At 58.8% G+C, this 16,464-nt stretch carries 16 protein-coding genes and 1 riboswitch; of the genes, 10 read left to right on the forward strand and 6 right to left on the reverse strand.

The window, feature by feature from the left end; genetic code table 11:
• Window positions 1–29 precede the first annotated feature (29 nt).
• Together ACR0DE_RS13380 and ACR0DE_RS13385 are read right to left on the reverse strand one after the other, a co-directional pair.
• On the reverse strand, window positions 30–1,604 hold the full coding sequence (locus ACR0DE_RS13380; RefSeq protein WP_480753674.1) for a thiamine pyrophosphate-binding protein: 1,575 nt from the start codon (window positions 1,602–1,604) through the stop codon (window positions 30–32).
• Complete coding sequence (locus ACR0DE_RS13385; RefSeq protein ID WP_170393516.1) at window positions 1,604–3,052, reverse strand: TrkH family potassium uptake protein; 1,449 nt, start codon at window positions 3,050–3,052, stop codon at window positions 1,604–1,606. Before ACR0DE_RS13385 ends, ACR0DE_RS13380 begins: the two co-directional genes overlap by 1 nt.
• Window positions 3,053–3,179: 127 nt before the next feature.
• On the opposite strand from ACR0DE_RS13385, the gene ACR0DE_RS13390 reads away from it, so the two are divergent.
• Window positions 3,180–3,815, forward strand: coding sequence for a hypothetical protein (locus ACR0DE_RS13390; protein WP_170563340.1), 636 nt, complete (start codon window positions 3,180–3,182; stop codon window positions 3,813–3,815).
• Between the two features lie 337 nt (window positions 3,816–4,152).
• Here ACR0DE_RS13390 and folE2 read toward each other — a convergent pair whose 3' ends face one another.
• Window positions 4,153–5,256 carry a GTP cyclohydrolase FolE2 gene (folE2, locus tag ACR0DE_RS13395; RefSeq protein WP_170563343.1) on the reverse strand — a complete coding sequence of 368 codons (1,104 nt, stop codon included), beginning with the start codon at window positions 5,254–5,256 and terminating at the stop codon, window positions 4,153–4,155.
• Between the two features lie 181 nt (window positions 5,257–5,437).
• Window positions 5,438–6,628 carry an O-succinylhomoserine sulfhydrylase gene (gene metZ, locus ACR0DE_RS13400; protein ID WP_480753678.1) on the reverse strand — a complete coding sequence of 397 codons (1,191 nt, stop codon included), beginning with the start codon at window positions 6,626–6,628 and terminating at the stop codon, window positions 5,438–5,440.
• A gap of 62 nt (window positions 6,629–6,690) precedes the next feature.
• Window positions 6,691–6,768, reverse strand: a riboswitch (SAM riboswitch).
• 130 nt (window positions 6,769–6,898) lie between these two features.
• Here metZ and ACR0DE_RS13405 point away from each other — a divergent pair.
• From ACR0DE_RS13405 to ACR0DE_RS13420, 4 genes are all read left to right on the forward strand, one after another.
• Window positions 6,899–7,588 carry a glutathione S-transferase N-terminal domain-containing protein gene (locus tag ACR0DE_RS13405; protein ID WP_223118225.1) on the forward strand — a complete coding sequence of 230 codons (690 nt, stop codon included), beginning with the start codon at window positions 6,899–6,901 and terminating at the stop codon, window positions 7,586–7,588.
• A 60-nt stretch (window positions 7,589–7,648) separates the two neighbouring features.
• Window positions 7,649–8,275 carry a GNAT family N-acetyltransferase gene (locus ACR0DE_RS13410; protein WP_480736547.1) on the forward strand — a complete coding sequence of 209 codons (627 nt, stop codon included), beginning with the start codon at window positions 7,649–7,651 and terminating at the stop codon, window positions 8,273–8,275.
• A 136-nt stretch (window positions 8,276–8,411) separates the two neighbouring features.
• Window positions 8,412–8,735 (forward strand): 2Fe-2S iron-sulfur cluster-binding protein, encoded by a 324-nt coding sequence (locus ACR0DE_RS13415; RefSeq protein WP_170393530.1) that lies wholly within the window; start codon window positions 8,412–8,414, stop codon window positions 8,733–8,735.
• Window positions 8,735–9,526: an FG-GAP repeat domain-containing protein gene (locus tag ACR0DE_RS13420; RefSeq protein WP_480753681.1), complete on the forward strand. Its 792-nt coding sequence runs from the start codon at window positions 8,735–8,737 to the stop codon at window positions 9,524–9,526. The genes ACR0DE_RS13415 and ACR0DE_RS13420 overlap by 1 nt, the downstream gene beginning before the upstream one ends.
• A gap of 94 nt (window positions 9,527–9,620) precedes the next feature.
• Here ACR0DE_RS13420 and purD read toward each other — a convergent pair whose 3' ends face one another.
• The gene (purD, locus tag ACR0DE_RS13425; RefSeq protein WP_480753685.1) at window positions 9,621–10,883 is read right to left on the reverse strand and encodes a phosphoribosylamine--glycine ligase; all 1,263 of its coding nucleotides are present in this window, start codon (window positions 10,881–10,883) and stop codon (window positions 9,621–9,623) included.
• A gap of 74 nt (window positions 10,884–10,957) precedes the next feature.
• Between purD and xseA the strand changes: the two genes are divergently transcribed.
• Window positions 10,958–12,442 carry an exodeoxyribonuclease VII large subunit gene (xseA, locus tag ACR0DE_RS13430; RefSeq protein ID WP_480753689.1) on the forward strand — a complete coding sequence of 495 codons (1,485 nt, stop codon included), beginning with the start codon at window positions 10,958–10,960 and terminating at the stop codon, window positions 12,440–12,442.
• Between the two features lie 3 nt (window positions 12,443–12,445).
• Window positions 12,446–13,108, forward strand: a complete 663-nt coding sequence (locus ACR0DE_RS13435; RefSeq protein ID WP_480753694.1) for a glutathione S-transferase family protein — start codon at window positions 12,446–12,448, stop codon at window positions 13,106–13,108.
• Here the strand turns inward: ACR0DE_RS13435 and ACR0DE_RS13440 are convergent.
• A complete protein-coding gene (locus ACR0DE_RS13440; protein WP_480753698.1) occupies window positions 13,084–13,479 on the reverse strand; it encodes a hypothetical protein in 396 nt (131 codons plus the stop codon). The genes ACR0DE_RS13435 and ACR0DE_RS13440 overlap by 25 nt on opposite strands.
• A 141-nt stretch (window positions 13,480–13,620) precedes the next feature.
• Between ACR0DE_RS13440 and ACR0DE_RS13445 the strand changes: the two genes are divergently transcribed.
• The 3 genes from ACR0DE_RS13445 (at window position 13,621) to ACR0DE_RS13455 (ending at window position 16,448) form a co-directional block, all read left to right on the forward strand.
• On the forward strand, window positions 13,621–14,259 hold the full coding sequence (locus ACR0DE_RS13445) for a lysoplasmalogenase family protein (RefSeq protein WP_480753701.1): 639 nt from the start codon (window positions 13,621–13,623) through the stop codon (window positions 14,257–14,259).
• 58 nt (window positions 14,260–14,317) lie between these two features.
• Complete coding sequence (gene ftsY, locus ACR0DE_RS13450) at window positions 14,318–15,457, forward strand: signal recognition particle-docking protein FtsY (RefSeq protein ID WP_170626072.1); 1,140 nt, start codon at window positions 14,318–14,320, stop codon at window positions 15,455–15,457.
• Window positions 15,458–15,545: 88 nt separating this feature from the next.
• A complete protein-coding gene (locus ACR0DE_RS13455; RefSeq protein WP_170404938.1) occupies window positions 15,546–16,448 on the forward strand; it encodes a DMT family transporter in 903 nt (300 codons plus the stop codon).
• The last annotated feature ends 16 nt before the right edge of the window (window positions 16,449–16,464 follow it).

Here is a 16,464-nt window from a genome sequence, read left to right on the forward strand (position 1 = left end):
CACGAAGGTGCACGCCTTTTTTCATAGGTTTACAGGATATCCGGTGTGACCCGTATCAATGTGGGAACCTCGGCCTGAAAGGCGGCGCGCACTGCGGCCTGCATCTCATCCAGCGTCTTCGGTGCAGCTGACAGCGCCCCGAACGCCTCGGCCAGTTTGCAGAAATCCGGGTTTCGCGCGATCACCGCATTAGGCGCGATCTGTCCGCGCACCATGCTCTCTTCAATCTCTTTGAGTTTACCATTGTCCCACAGAATGATGGGTAGCGGCAGGCCGAGTTCAACAGCAACCCCAAGCTCTTGCATTGTGTAGTGAAAACCATAGTCACCCGCGATGACCGCTGTGGGTTTGCCCCGCCGTGCTACTGCACCACCGATCCCGGCTGGCAGGGCGTAACCCAGCGTGCCAAATCCAGTCGGGTGGTGCCAATGATAAGGAAAGCCCATGTCCCAGACTTCTTTCGCGACATACGCGAATTGGGTCATGTCCGAATAAATCATCGTATCCAAGGGCATGGCCGCCCTGAGTGCATCGACCACGGGGACAATGCCCGTGCGCTCGGCATCTACCTCGGCCCGCCAGCGCGCGCGCGCCTTGCGCACCTCGTCCGCAGACCAACCAGCGGCTGGTTTTACCTGATCGGACACTGCCCACAGCGCATGCGCAAAACTCTCACCATCTGCCTGCAGTTTGACAGCCGCACGATGGTGGTCTGACAGCACTTGCGGGTCCAGATCAACACGCACCATAGTTGCGTTGTGGCCCAGATCATGGCGCCACAGATCAACCTCGCCCAGTTCAGCACCGACAACAACGACAAGATCAGCCGAGGCAATTACTTTGGCGCTGCCCGGTCGTGGCAGCATCGATCCGAAATCCAGCGGATAATCGGACCCGGCCAGCCCGCGACCGGCATATGTCGTGAAGCACGCCGCCCCCAACTGGGTCAGGATCTGTCGCCAAAGGTTAGACCGGCACCCGCCGCCTAATATGAACAATGGCCGCTGCGCGATATTCAGCAGCGACAGAACCGGTGCCACATCCGGTGGAACAGTCTGGTTGCGCAAGGCAGGCTGGTTTGGAAAAGGTGCAGGCGCTGCCTCGGCCTCCAATTGCGCGATGGGTACCTGAATGTGTTTCGGTCGCGGGCGCGACAGCTCAAACTCTTCGAAGGCGCGCTCGATCAGACCATAGGCAGCCTTGGCATCGTTCGCCTGACAGGACCAGTCTGTAACTGTCTCGGCCGCAGCGCGTTGATCCTTCATCTGATGCAATTGGCCACGCAGTGCTTGTGTCTCTTCGAGGCAAGAAGACAACACCAGCATCGGCACCGAATCCGAATAAGCCTGCCCCATCGGCGTCATGATGTTGCACAGGCCCGGTCCGGTGATCACATAGGCCACCCCCGGCTTGCCAGACGCGCGGGCATATCCATCCGCCATGAAACCGGCCCCCTGCTCGTGCCGGGCCAGAACATGCGTGATCCCGGCCTCTTCGATACCGCGATACATTTCCTGATTATGCACGCCCGGTATGCCAAAGATCACGTCAACGCCACGATCCTTAAGCATGTGCGAGATCTGCGCCCCAAGGGGTCGTTTCATTAGCCTCTCCAGAATTGAACGGTAAAGATTGCATAGACAGCCAGCAGTTCAAGGCGTCCGACCAGCATCCCAATCGTGAGCAGCCACTTGGCACCGTCATTCAGCCCAGCAAAGTTGCCTGCTGGCCCGATCTGTTCCCCCAGTCCCGGCCCCACATTAGCCAGTGCCGTCGCAGCCCCCGATACCGAGGTGATAAAGTCCAACCCAGTCAGGGCCAGCGCCCACGACAGAACCCCCATCGATAGTGCAAAGAACATGAAAAAACTCATGACCGAGGTCAGCACGTCGCGACTGATCGGTCGTCCATCATAGCGCGGCACGAACACACCATGCGGCGAACGAATTCGGCTGAGCTGGGTTTTAATCGACGCAAACAGCAATTGATAGCGGAACACCTTGATCGAACACGCGGTGGACCCCGCGCAACCGCCAATCAATCCGATCAGGAAGAACAACATGACCGGGAAACTGCCCCAGCCCATATAGTCGACACTCGCGTACCCGGTGCCCGAAATGATCGATGTGATGTTGAACAGCGACTCGCGGAATGCCTGCTCCCAATGGTGCGGAAAGACCGAAGTCAGGAAGATCGACATAATCACAACCAGAACCACGATGGTTGCCAGAAACGCCCGAATCTGGCTGTCTTTCCACAACGAGCTTGTGTGACCATTGGCCAATTGCACATACCGCACAAATGGCAGCGCCGCGAGGATCATGAAGATGGCAGCGGCATATTCCAGAGGTCCCGAAAACCGGGCGAAAGAGCTGTCATAGTTTGAAAACCCGCCCGTAGCGATTGTGGTCATGGCATGCACGACGGCGTCAAAAAAGCTCATGCCGAAACCGGCATAGACCAATGCGCAGACCACCGTCAGAAATACGTAGATCAAGGAAATCTGCCCGGCGATCTCTTGCGCGCGAGGCAGAATTTTCCCCATGGTTTCAAACCCTTCCGAGCGGAAGATCTGCATCCCACCAACGCGCAGCTCGGGTAGGAACACCATCGCCACGACGATGATTCCGATGCCCCCCAACCATTGCAAAACGCCCCGCCAGAGCAACAAGCCCTGTGGCAGTTCGTCTAGCCCCGAGATCACGGTTGAACCTGTGGTGGTCAGCCCCGACATCGCCTCAAAATAGGCATCGACGAAACGCAGTTCAGTTTCGCCGAACAGAAACGGAATTGCGCCAAAAACCGGCAACGCCACCCAGACACCCGAGGTCAGCAAGAATGTCTGACGGATGGTCAGACCTTCGCCCACCCCGTTGGAACAGCTCATCGCAAGAACACTGCCGGTCAGCAGTGTGATGACCGCGCTTTCAAAGAAAACATGCCACTCGCCCCGCCCCTCGATCATGTCGACAAGCATAGGCAGCAGCATGGTCGCCCCTAGAATGGCGACCAGCAGGCCAATCACATATCCGACCGGGCGAAGATCCATCATGACGGGCAGCGTTGGCGCGCCAGCCCGACGGTGTCAAGCAGATGATCCGTGTTAACTGTCGGATTTTATCTCAACGCCCGGCATCGCGGGTGGCTTCGACGGGGCGCGTGCACGACGCGGTGCCGGTTTGGCCTGCTCAGCCGACGCAGCTGCGGGTTTCTTCGTCGCAGGTTTTCCAGCGGCAGGTTTCGGAACCGCTGTGGCCCGAGGCGCAGCTTTTGCCGGAGCGGGCTTGGCTGGGGCGGGCTTAGCTGCCGCAGGTGCCTTGGGCGCCGCTTTTGCAGTGTTTGCTGATGCTTTCGGCGCTGCGGCTGCCGGTTGTGCCTTGGCTTGTGCTGAAGATTTGAACTCCGCAACCGGCTTGGCCGCCGTTGATACGGGCTTGGCCGCTTTCGAGGCGGGTTTTGCAGATATTTTGGCCTTCGCCGGTGCTGCTTTCACAGCCGGTTTGGCTACCGGGGCCGCCTTGGGTGCAGCGGCCGCAACCTTAGGAGCTGCCGTTTTCGGCGCTGGTGCCGCCGCAGGCTTAGCCGCCGCCTTCGGCTTTGGTGCTGCTTTGGGTTTCGGCGCGGCTTTAGGCTTTGCTGCAACCTTGGCTTTTGCAACCGGTCTTGCTGGCTTTCGCGTTGCTGGGGTCGCCGCTTTGCGGGCAACCGGTGCGGGTGCCTCGGCTGTCTTCAATCCGTGCAGAGGTGTCATCGGCAGATCAAACGCCGCGCGGGTCATGATCTGCATGATCTCAATCTGGCTGGCCATTGCGTAACCGGCCATCCGGATGGCCGCTGCCTGAAACTCAAGCGGTTGAGTAATCGGATTCATTGCATGTCTCTCCTGATAAAACCGAGGCAGCGGGTAGATGAGTAAAGGACCCCGCCCGCCCCAATCGTCCGGGCGGATTTGCAGGTTGGCGGTCCAAGGCGTTGCACGTCCCGGTTTCCTTTCGGGCTGCGCGACCCGGTTTTTACGGTTGCGCAGCAGCTGCACTCGGGGACAATCTAGCGCAATTCAGGGTGCAAATGCAGCATTTCATGCTGCATTGCGGCAAAAAAGCGCCCATGCAGGATTTTTGACTGTTTTTCCAGCAGCTTCCGCGGGGTCAATCAGCCCACATGAAACAGCGTCGTGAACAAACGCGGGTCCAGGCTCGCGGATTCGAAGGTTGGACCTTCGGTTAGAATCGAGACCGCATCATGGCTGTGCAGGCTTTCCTGATGGCTGGCGATCACACGGAAATCGCCGACATGATGATCGGCCTGCAGCTCGGCGCAGAACAGACGCGCGGCATCTTCCACGAATATGGGATTGGCCGCGTTCAGTTCGGCAAAGGCCTGTTCATCTTCGCGCTTGACCATCACCTGAGTTTCGGTCGGCACCGCGCGGCGGCACAGCGCGATTAGATCTTCGAACCACAGACAATCGGCGTTGCAATCGATAACCACCGAAATCCGCGCCACCGAGCGCTGGGAATGCGGCGTCGCCAACTGCCCGCGGGTTGCGCGCGCGTGTTCGCTAAGTTCCAATGAACAAGGGCATGTGGACGAATAGACATAGTCCAGATGCATAATCTTCAGACGTTCTCCGCCTTGATCAACCAGTTCCAGCGCGATGTCGTAATATTGGTATCCGGACAAGCCCGAACGCAGGCTCTCAATCCGATCGGGATAGGAAAACCGCATCTGTATGCGCGCATCCAAACTATCCAGATCAGTCAGATAGTCGTTCAGCGCTGCCTCCATCACCTCAAAACTAAAGGTGCGCTCGGCGTGCTTGTAGAAGGACCGCATGATCCGAGACATGTTGATGCCCTTCTTCTCGGCCTCAAGGCTGACAGACCCGGTGACCGAGGTCTCAAGTGTCAGCTCGGCACCGCTTTTGCGATGGAACCGGATCGGCAGACGGAAATTCGAGATGCCGACATGCTGGATCTGCTGCTTCGAACCCCGGATCAGGCTGGACGGACCGTTTTGCAGATCCGGCAATGTGGCCTTGTAGGCTGCATCCGCCTCGAACTCGTGGGGATATTCGCGCGACAGGGCTGGATAGTTTGACGGCAACAGCCCTGGGACAAGCTGCGCAATGGCCGGGTCCAGTTGACTGATCTCGGCCGCCGAGGCTGATTTCGCCCATTCGCGCAGCACCTTGAGCGCTGCTGCGGCCTGATCGTGATCGGGTGTCTCGTTGATGTCGCGCGGATGAATGTTCATTGGCACGGATCCCTTGCTAGGCCGACGGTTATATACCACCGAGGTTTAATTACCAGTCCGGAACGATACGCGCCAAATATCATCCCGGATCGAAATTAGATGGAAAAAACCGTCACTTTTCAACCAAAAGCGCCCGATCAGGCGGATCACACCCGCCTGATCATGGGTCATAGGCGCTGTCCTAGCTCTGCGAGGCGGCCAAAGCGCGTTCGATATCCGCGAGCAGATCATCGGCATCTTCCAGCCCCACCGAAAGGCGGATCAGGCCCGGCGTGATACCCAACTCATCGCGTTGTTCGTCGCTCAGACGCTGGTGCGTTGTGGTGGCCGGGTGGGTTGCGATCGACTTGGCATCGCCTAAATTATTCGAGATCACAGGGATCGTCAGCGCATTCAGGAAAGCAAACGCCGCCGCTTTGCCGCCCTTGATGTCCAGCGATAGAACCGTACCGCCCTTGCCGCCCAGCTGCTCTTGCACCAACGCGTTTTGCGCATGGGTTCTCAGCCCGGGATACAGTGTCCGCTCCAGTGCAGAATGCCCTTCTAAAGCTTCTGCAATCTTCTGCGCGCTGTCGGCTTGGGCGTTTACGCGCAGAGCCATGGTTTCAAGACCTTTGACCATGATCCAAGCGCTGAACGGGCTAAGCGCACCGCCGGTGTGCTTCATGTAAGGCTCGACCGTGCCACGGATAAATTCCTTGGTGCCGATGATCACGCCGCCCAGCGCCCGGCCCTGCCCGTCGATATGCTTGGTCGCCGAATAGACCACCACGTCGGCTCCCTGTTCGATCGCGCGCGAGAACACGGGTGTCGAGAACACGTTGTCCACGATTACAACCGCACCCACCGCATGGGCCAGCCTCGACACGGACGTGATGTCGATCACTTCAAGCGTCGGGTTCGACATGGATTCAAAAAACACTGCCTTGGTGTCAGGCCGGATCGCGGCCTCCCACGCGTCCAGATCGGTGCCGTCTACAAAGGTCACCTCAACGCCATAACGCGTCAGGATGTTTTCGAGGATATACAGACAGGACCCAAAAAGCGCCTTGGCTGAAACCACATGGTCGCCCGCCTGCAGCATCGAAGTCAGCGCACCGTTCACAGCGGCCATACCTGAAGCGGTGGCAAACGCATCCTCGCCGCCTTCCAAAGCTGCGATACGCTGCTCGAACATCGACACGGTGGGGTTGCCGTAGCGGGCATAGATGAACTCATCCGGGCCGCTTTCGATAAACCGGGCCTCGGCCTGCTCGGCGTTATCGTAGACAAACCCCTGCGTCAGAAAGATCGACTCAGAAACCTCATTGTACTGACTGCGACGGATGCCGCCATGGACGGCTTGGGTGCGTTTGTTCCAGCTCTCGCTCATCTCATTCCTTTCAGCCCCGCATTGGAGGCAAACAAAAAACCCCAGACGCGGCCAAGCGAAAGGGGTCTTTCATCCTGACCTTTTAGCGGTGTTGTTTAACGTGGCCCGCAATCCGGTAACAAATCGCCACATGAATGAAGATGCGTTTACGCCCCGCCCCGGAACACGTCAAGCCCGACTGATCACCGGTCACGCTTTCGTAACACAGCCACGCGCGCTCTTGCCGTTTGTGCAGAAAGCTTCATGATCGCCCAAACTCAAGGAGGCCCCATGATTGAACTCTATTTCTGGCCCACGCCCAACGGCTGGAAAGTGTCCATCGCTCTGGAAGAGATGGAGCTGCCCTACAAAACCCACCTGATCAACATCGGCAAGGGCGACCAGTTCGATCCCGAGTTTCTAAAGATCTCGCCTAACAACCGTATGCCCGCCATCGTCGACCCGGACGGCCCTGACGGCGCGCCTGTTTCGGTCTTCGAAAGCGGCGCGATCCTGATGTACCTCGCCCGCAAGACCGGGCGGTTCTACGGCAATACCGAACGTGACAGGATCGCAGTCGAGGAATGGCTGATGTGGCAAATGGGCGGCGTAGGCCCGATGGCCGGCCAAGCGCATCACTTCCTTAAATACGCCCCACATCTGGACCCGCCACAAGACCATCCCTATCCGAAAGACCGCTATCGCAGTGAGGTCGGGCGTCTCTACGGCGTGCTCGACCGCAGGTTGGCCGAAAACGAATACGTCGCGGGCGATTTTTACTCCATTGCCGATATGTCGATCTGGGGCTGGGCGAGCCTGTGGGAAGGCCAACAACAAGTGCTGGAGGATAAACCGCATTTTACCCGCTGGCTGGACATGATGAGCGCTCGTCCTGCGGTAATAGCAGGCCGCGCGTTGCACGCAGACCTGCGCGGAGATCATCGGGACCAGAAATCACAGGGCGTTTTGTTTAAACGGTAAGCAGTGGGTATGTTTGGATCGTAAGTCATGTTTTCTGGATGCTAGAATCAGGAGTGACTTTTGACTGCGATAGTACAATCGGCTTCTAAATCTGTTCCGCCCGAGACACTCGCCGATCTTCTTTGGAGCACAGATCCAAAACTAAACGGCTACATGTTTGGTAAAATGGATGTCTTGCACAAGATCATCGGAACGGAATGGCCTGCGCAACAGGGTTTGTATTCATACAAACATGCCTTTACGGCCATGCAACACGACAAGGTTGCGGGTCTCCTTATTGGGCATACAGACGAAGAGTATTCTGCGAATTTCGATTTTTCCGTGGATAATCAGGCTAATGCTCTTGGCGAAGATGAAGCGCTTCATCTAAAATCTGCCTTGCATTGGATGGATCGGTTGTTTCCTGCCCCGCGTCAAAACTCCTACTACATTCTCGAATTCGCCGTGAGTCCAGATATGCATGGCACTGGTATTGCCGGCCAACTCTTTGAAGTAGCAACAAAACGAGCTTTGGCGGGCGAGTGCAATCAGATATGCCTTGACGTAGCCGCCAACAATGAAGCCGTTAGTTTTTATGAGCATATTGGATTTAACGTCGAAATTGAAACGCGCGTGCCCGTATTGGACAACGAATATGGAATAGGTGTGCACCTGCACATGGTCCACGAGATCGATCAAAGCCTCTGACATCGGCTCAGGCTCAATTACAATATTGTTGATAAGAACATTCATGCGCGACCGTTCAAGTCGCAATTCCCTCTAGAAACACTTAACTCGCTTCACTAAGGAAGAATTCGACAACCGAAAAAGGAAGACGCACGCAATGGCAAAGATCACCTATGTCGAGCATGGCGGTACCGAACATACAGTCGAGGTCGCCAACGGACTGACAGTCATGGAAGGGGCCCGTGACAACAACATTCCCGGCATCGAGGCCGATTGCGGCGGTGCCTGCGCCTGCTCGACCTGCCACGTCTATATTCATCCTGACTGGGTCGAGAGAATCCCCGCCAAGGACGACATGGAAGAAGACATGCTTGACTTCGCCTATGAACCCGACCCGGCCCGCTCGCGCCTGACCTGCCAGATCAAGGTCACCGACGCGCTGGATGGTCTGGTTGTGCAGATGCCCGAAAAGCAGATCTGATGCACTCTGATGCGCCGCGTCAGCCCAACCGCCTTTGGCACCGTCGGGCGCGCGGCGCTGTTCTGATGGTTTGCATTTGGCTAACGGGGAATATGCCCGCAGCCAGCGGCGAAACCAAAGTATCTGCGCGCTTCACGGAACCAACAACACGCTACGCCCATGGGGTGCTTGGCGACGCCATCGAATACGGTGCTTTGGAAATCGGCGTCGGAACAAGTATTTCCTCGGCGGCGCGGCGAAAAGTCGATAGCTCCAAACGCTCGACCGTTACAATACGTCTGCCTGAAGACCGCGTATTCGAAGATCTTGCCCCACGCCTGGCCGATATCGATCAGGACGGGTTGCCCGAAATCATCGTTGTAGAGGCCCAGCAGCATACGGGTGCTCAACTGGCGATCTATGACATAAATGGTCAAAAAATCGCCGCCACCCCCCATATCGGCACGCGCAACCGCTGGCTCGCCCCCATCGGTGCCGCCGATCTGGACGGCGATGGACATGTCGAGATCGCCTATGTCGACCGCCCACACCTTGCGAAAACTCTGCGCATCTGGCGTTACAAAGACGGTGAACTCATTGAAATCGCGACAATCCCTGGCCTTACCAATCACAGGATCGGAGAAGATTTTATTTCAGGCGGTCTGCGCCAATGTGAAACGCGCCCTGAGCTGATCCTCGCCAGCGCCGACTGGTCGCGGATCATAGGCGTCTCGTACAGCAAAGGCTGGCGACAAAAAGACCTCGGACCACTCAACAGTCTCAAAGATCTGACCAATGCACTAAAGTGCTGATCCGATCTTCATCTGGCCATAAATACCTCGGGGAGCGCGAGGGGCTGACCCCTCGCCCCGAAATCATCGAGCCGGGCGCAGCCCGACCGCTAACCTACAGCGCGCGCCAGCCGATGTCGCGACGGAAGAACCCTTCAGGCCAATCAACACCTTCAACCATGTCATACGCCCGGTCGCGTGCGTCTTGCAGCGTTTCCCCACGCGCAGTCACATTCAGAACGCGCCCGCCCGAAGCCTGAACCTTTCCATCAGCCGCCTTTGTCCCCGCGTGGAATACCATGTTGCTACTATCCTCGGCCAGATCGCCCAGGCCGTTGATCACAGTGCCTTTTTCATAAGAACCAGGATACCCCTTTGCCGCCATCACGACCGTGATGGCGTGATCGTCGGCCCAGTTCACCCGCGTCTCAGCCAAGCGACCCTCGGCCGCCGCGTGCATCAGGTCCATGGCCTGAGCGCCAAGGCGCATCATCAGCACCTGACATTCGGGATCTCCGAACCGCACATTGTACTCCACTAATCTGGGCTGACCATCCTTGATCATCAAACCGGCGTAGAGCACACCCTGAAACGGCGTCCCGCGCCGCTTCATTTCGGCCACCGTCGGGCGCACGATCTGATCCATCGCAAGGGCCTCGATCTCGGCGCTCAGCACCGGGGCCGGAGAATAGGCGCCCATCCCCCCTGTGTTCAGCCCGGTATCGCCTTCGCCGACGCGCTTGTGATCCTGCGCTGTGCCGATCGACAGGATATCCTCTCCGTCACAGAGCACGAACAGAGACGCCTCCTCGCCCTCCATGAACTCCTCGATCACCACTTCGGCCCCCGCGCCACCAAAGGCTCCGCCGAACATGTCGTCAATCGCGTCCAGGGCGGTTTGCTCGTCCATCGCAACGATCACGCCCTTCCCGGCAGCCAGCCCATCGGCCTTGACCACGATCGGGGTCCCCTGCGCACGGATGTATTCCTTGGCGGGCTCAGCCTCGGTGAACCGGGCATAAGCCGCCGTCGGCGCGCCGGATGCGTCACAGATTTCCTTGGTGAAACTTTTTGAGGCCTCCAGCCGCGCCGCTTCTGCCGAGGGCCCGAAAACCAGCACACCCGCTTCGCGCAGCCGGTCAGCAACCCCTGCGGCCAAAGGCGCTTCGGGGCCAACGATCACGAAATCAATCGCGTTTTCCTCGGCAAAGTTGACCACAGCACCGCCATCCTCGATATCCAACGCCGCACACTCTGCGATCTGGGCGATCCCTGCATTCCCCGGCGCCACAATCAGGCGATCACATTTGGGGTTTTGCATCACCGCCCAAGCCAGACTGTGCTCGCGTCCACCGCTGCCGAGAATGAGGATATTCATGAAACGCTCCGATCTGCTTGGCCTTGCCTGCGCGGCGTTCTAAGCTGCACAGAGATTTGACACAAGGCGCTGAAATGTCCGACCTGCTAGATGACCCGATTCCGGGTCAGAACACCCCCGAATACACTGTCTCGGACATCTCGGGCGAGGTGAAGCGCACACTCGAGGGCACCTTTGGCCGAATCCGTGTGCGTGGAGAAGTGGGCCGCGTGTTCAAGGCCCGCTCGGGTCATCTGTATTACGACATAAAGGACGACCGGAACGTGCTGGCCTGCACAACTTGGAAAGGGCAGATTTCTGGTCTTTCAGTTGTTCCCGAAGAAGGCCTCGAGGTTGTCGTCACCGGGCGCCTGACAGCTTTTGGAGCCCAGTCGAAATACAACCTGAACGTCGATGAAGTCGCCGTCGCCGGGCAAGGCGCGCTAATGGCATTGCTGGAAAAGCGCAAAAAGCAGCTCGAATCCGAAGGCTTGTTTGCGGCTGAACGCAAGAAACCCCTGCCCTACTTGCCGCAGATCATCGGCGTTGTCACTTCGCCCTCCGGTGCGGTGATCCGAGACATCTTGCATCGGCTGCGCGATCGGTTCCCGCGCAAAGTACTGATCTGGCCCGTCGCGGTTCAGGGGGCAAACTGTGCCCCCGAAGTGACCCGCGCCATCGAAGGCTTCAATCAACTCACACCGGGCGGGGCCCTCCCGCGACCCGACCTGATCATCGTCGCGCGCGGCGGTGGGTCCATAGAAGACCTCTGGGGCTTCAACGAAGAAAGCGTCGCGCGCGCGACTGCAGCCTCAGAAATCCCGCTGATCTCGGCCGTCGGGCACGAAACGGACACCACCCTGGTCGACTATGTCTCGGACCGCCGCGCGCCTACGCCAACCGCCGCTGCCGAACTTGCCGTACCGGTCCGCATGGAGCTGCTGGCTTGGACCAACGAACAAGGGGCCCGCCTGTCGCGCGGCTCCACGGATGCCGTACAACGCCGCAGCCAGCGTCTGCGCGACCTGTCCCGCGCCCTGCCGCGCCCAGACACACTGCTGGAAAGCCCGCGCCAAAGGTTAGACCAGATATCCGAGCGCTTGCCTAACGCGCTAATCCGGGGTGTTCAGAACCGCCGCGTCAAACTGCTGGACAGTGCGGCGCGTCTGCGCCCCTCGACCCTGCGCAGCTTTGTCGAAACCCGCCGCGATCGCTGGCGCAACCTGTCCTCACGCCTGTCACTGCGCCCGATCCAGCGCGAGCTGGAAACACGGCGCGATACCCTCAACCGACTGACCGATCGCCTGAACGCCGCGCAATCCACACGGCTGGACCGCCTCCGCCAGCAGATGGACGCCACCGACCGCCTACGTGAAACGCTGAGCTACAAAGCGACGCTCGGGCGTGGCTACGCCGTCGTGCGCGCCGAAGGTGAAGTCATCACAACTAAATCTCAGGCCTCGGGTCACACTGTGCTTGAGATCGAGTTCGCCGATGGTCGCCTAAAGACCGGAGCATCGGACAAAGCCCCCTCCAAGAAACCCAAACAAGCGCCGCCCGATCAGGGTTCGCTGTTCTGATCGATGCTGACGATCTGGGGCCGTAATACATCCTCGAACGTTCAGGCCCTAATGTGGTGCGTGGGTGAGCTTGGCCTAGAATACCAGCGTCACGATCTTGGCCATCGCTTCGGCGGGCTGGACACTGCAGCGTTTCGGGCACTGAACCCAAACAAAACCATCCCCGTCCTGCAAGATGGCGACAACCCACCGCTTTGGGAAACCGGCGCCATCCTGCGATATCTGGCCACCCAATATGGCGATCAGGCATTCTGGCCTTCAGATCCTACCCGGCGCGCCACGATCGACAAATGGGCCGAATGGGCGAAACTCAACGTGGCGATGGCGTTTACCGTTCCGGTGTTCTGGCAAATTGTGCGAACACCCGTTGAACAGCAGGATCAAACAGCGATCCGTCGGGCTGTCAGCGATTTGGAAATCAAACTGGCAATCGCAGACAAGGAGCTGGACCAAAACACGTTCCTTGCGGGTGAGCATTTTACAATGGCGGATATACAGTTCGGCCACGTTCTTTACCGCTACTACGATATCGACATCGTCCGCGCACCGTTACCGCATTTACGTCGATACTATGAACGGCTAACCGAAAGGCCCGCGTTTCAACATCACGTCATGCTGGACTATGAAGACCTGCGACCATTTCAGACCCCGACATCCGGTCCGTAGCACAACATCTCTTCGCCAATATCCTCGGCCTCGTACAACTCGGTCGCTGTCGGATCGCCCTCGAATTGCGCGATCAATCCGCCCCCGGATTGCCAGAACACCCAGCATTGCGGCGCCAGTTGATCCTCATAGATGAAACAGATCTGATCTTCCTGCTCGTACCAAACTCCGTTCATGCAATTGCCATCCAGAAATGACCAGATGACTCGGCGGTCTGGCAGATACCGTTCGACTCCGTAGGCCTGCCCATCGAACCCGTAATACAAGGTTTTTCCACGCGTATACGCATCAAACTCAGGCCCTGTCAGAGGCGACTGCGCCGCAACGGGCTGTGAGGCAAGGGTCAGTAGAATCAAGCAAGTTCGGATCATGGCCACACTGTGTCAGAAGCTGCCCACAAGTGCCATTCAACCTTTCCACATCGCGACGATCGGCAAGATAACTCCACGTCACGCCTTGATGCACGGCCGAGATCATGGCGATGATTGCCTCAAAAACATCGGGGACGCACCATGACGACACTTCTTTTCTGGATTGCGGCGGCCTGCGCGCTGGCCTACCTGCCACTTACCGCGCGCCCGGCCGGCACCCTGCGTAGCATGCTGAAAACAGCATCGGTCGTGCTGCTGGCAGGCGTCGCCATACTGGCAAGCGCGCCATGGCTCCTGATCCTCGCCCTCACCTTCTGCGCGATAGGTGATGCCCTTCTGTCACGCGAAACCGACAGCACATTCATGGCAGGCATCGGTGCATTTGCTGCGGGGCATTTGGCCTATATCGCCTTGTTTATGACGAGCCCCAGCAGCAGCCCTGAACAGATCTTCGACCACCCCGCGATCTTCTGGTCCCTGATCATCCTGGGCATCGTTATGGCCACGCTGCTCACCCCCAGCGCCGGAGACCTCAAAATCCCCGTCCTCGCCTATATTCCAATCATCCTGGGCATGGGCATCACCGTTCTTGCCCTTCCCGAAACTGGAGCACTACGCTGGGCCCTTCCCGCCGCGATGGCCTTCATCGCCTCGGATCTGGCGCTTGCGACTGAAAAGTTCCTGCTACCTGCCAATCACCCGACCCTGAAGCTTACGCCCTATCTGGTCTGGCCGCTTTACTGGGCTGCCCAAGCCGGGTTTCTGATCGCCTTCACCTGACCCTTTGCAACTGCCTTCAATCCACATTAGGTGAGGGGAACACCTGCGGAGATCAAAAATGGCGTTTTTCTCAAAGCTCAAGGACAAGCTGTTCAAATCCTCATCGCGCCTCGAAGAGGGGCTGGATGCAATTGTCGAGGATGGCGGCGAGGAAACCCCAAATCCTGATCCGGTGATCCCCGAACCTGAGCCCGAACCGCAACCGGTTCCCGAAGTGCCGGAACCCGCGCCCGCGCCCCAACCGGTCGAGCCTCCCGCTCCGATCCCGGCTGATCCCACACCGGCGCCTCCACCCCCAGAGGTTCCGGAATCCAAGGGCTTGATGGGTCGCCTGTTCGGCCGAAATGAATCCAAGACCGTTGTCCGCCGCACGCTGGACGACGACATGCTGGAGCAACTCGAAGAGCTTCTGATCGCCTCGGACATGGGCGTCGACACCGCCCTGCGCGTTACGTCCAACATGGCCGAGGGGCGCTTTGGTCGCAAACTCTCGACCCAGGAAATCAAGCAGCTTCTGGCGCAGGAAGTCGCCCGCGTGATGGAACCCGTGGCCAAACCAATGCCGATCTACCCCAAGCGCCCGCAAGTGGTGCTGGTTGTTGGCGTCAACGGTTCGGGCAAAACTACGACAATCGGTAAGCTAGCCAGCCAGTTCAAAGCCGCCGGCAAGAAAGTCGTCATCGCCGCCGGAGACACATTCCGCGCAGCCGCCGTCGAGCAGCTGCAGGTCTGGGGTGACCGCGCAGGCGTGCCCGTATTGACGGCACCCGAAGGGTCCGACCCTGCCTCGCTCGCCTTCGATGCACTGACCAAGGCCCAGAGCGAAGGTGCTGACCTTCTGATGATCGACACCGCAGGCCGCCTGCAAAACCGCGCCGACCTGATGGAAGAGCTTGCCAAAATCGTCCGCGTCATCCGCAAGGTTGACGACACCGCACCGCACAACACTCTGCTGGTGCTGGACGCCACCACCGGGCAAAACGCCCTCAGTCAGGTCGAAACCTTCCGCAAACTGGCCGATGTCTCGGGCCTCGTGATGACCAAACTGGACGGAACCGCCAAAGGCGGCGTGCTGGTCGCCCTCGCCGACAAGTTCGGCCTTCCGATCCACGCCATTGGTGTCGGTGAGCAAATCGACGACCTCGCCCCGTTTGATCCCGAAGAATTCGCCGCCGCCCTGACGGGCCTACAATCCTGATCCGCCCCTTCATCTGGCCGAAAATACCTTCGGGGGGCGTGGGGGGCAGACAGCCCCCCACTCTCTCCGCCCAAGCGAAAGCCCCGATTTGAGCGACTGGCTGATCTCCCTCGAAGGCACCGAAGCAGGCCACCAACTCGCCCTCGCGCTAGCGCTGATGGCGGCCTTCCTGCATGCGGTTTTCGGTGCACTGCAAAAAGGCCGCCACGACCCGTGGATGTCGCGCGGGGCGATCGATGCCTGCTACTGCCTTATGGCGATGCCATTCGCCTTCTTTATCGTGCCATGGCCCGAACCTTACATGTGGCCGATCTTTGGCGTCGTCTGGCTGATCCATATCGGCTATAAGGTGCTGCAGGCGATGGCCTACACCAAAGGCTCCTATACCGTTGTCTATCCGGTCGTGCGCGGTACTGGCCCGCTCTTCACCGTGATCGGAGCTTATCTTTTGTTCGGTGAAACCTTTTCGGCCATCCAATGGCTAGGAGTAGCGACGCTTCTCGCGGGCATCTTTGGCCTTGCCGCCTATAACCTGCGCTACCTTGAGGCCAATCGTGATACGCTGCAAATCGCGCTGGTGCTGGCGGTCGTCACGGGCCTCTTCGTGGCGCTCTATACGACCTATGATGCCTACGGTATCCGCGCTACGGCCGATCCGTTCACCTTCCTTGCGTGGTTCTTCATGATCGACGGGGCCGCGATGCCGATCTATGCTGCGCTCAGATACCGCGCAATGATCCACCGCCCCGCGCTTGGACCTCTGATGCTTCGCGGGTTCGCGGGCGGCATCATCGCGCCGATGTCCTTCGGTGCCATCATGCTGGCCACGCGACTGGACAAGGTCGGAGAGGCGGCGGTCCTGCGCGAAACCTCCACCGTTTTCGCAGCGCTCATCGGCTGGCTGGTGCTGAAAGAAACTGTCGGCCCCAGACGCATTGCGTTGATGGCATTGATTGCACTCGGCGCAGTAATAGTTGAAATGGGCGGGTAAGCAGCAGGTTGGAATC

It is taken from the genome of Ruegeria sp. C10, from assembly GCF_056537805.1.